This window comes from Photobacterium malacitanum (assembly GCF_900185615.1).
Classification (GTDB): Bacteria; Pseudomonadota; Gammaproteobacteria; order Enterobacterales; family Vibrionaceae; genus Photobacterium; species Photobacterium malacitanum.
In genome coordinates this window covers 1-579 of the sequence record NZ_FYAK01000049.1, presented here as the reverse complement: position 1 = coordinate 579, position 579 = coordinate 1, and the positions used below count along the sequence as shown (strand labels likewise).

The window sequence follows — 579 nt, the reverse complement described above, 5'->3', positions numbered from 1 at the left end:
ACTTTTTCTGGGAGAAAAAGTGGTGGGTCTGAGTGGACTCGAACCACCGACCTCACCCTTATCAGGGGTGCGCTCTAACCACCTGAGCTACAGACCCAAGTCTTTTTGCGTTCTTACATTTTAACCAGGCAATCTGTGTGGACACTGCATAAAACAGCATAAGTCTTTAGGTAAGGAGGTGATCCAGCCCCAGGTTCCCCTAGGGCTACCTTGTTACGACTTCACCCCAGTCATGAACCACACCGTGGTAAACGCCCTCCCGAAGGTTAAGCTATCTACTTCTGGTGCAGCCCACTCCCATGGTGTGACGGGCGGTGTGTACAAGGCCCGGGAACGTATTCACCGTGACATTCTGATTCACGATTACTAGCGATTCCGACTTCATGGAGTCGAGTTGCAGACTCCAATCCGGACTACGACGTACTTTGTGGGATTCGCTTACTATCGCTAGTTTGCAGCCCTCTGTATACGCCATTGTAGCACGTGTGTAGCCCTACTCGTAAGGGCCATGATGACTTGACGTCGTCCCCACCTTCCTCCGGTTTATCACCGGCAGTCTCCCTGGAGTTCCCACCATTA

The 579-nt window shown here is 52.0% G+C and carries 1 tRNA gene and 1 rRNA gene; both read right to left on the bottom strand.

From position 1 onward, the window contains the following. Positions 1-20: 20 nt before the first annotated feature. Positions 21-97 (bottom strand) — tRNA-Ile (locus PMAL9190_RS20005). A 74-nt stretch (positions 98-171) separates the two neighbouring features. Beyond that, positions 172-579: ribosomal RNA gene (locus tag PMAL9190_RS20000) — 16S ribosomal RNA — on the bottom strand; the annotation flags it as partial.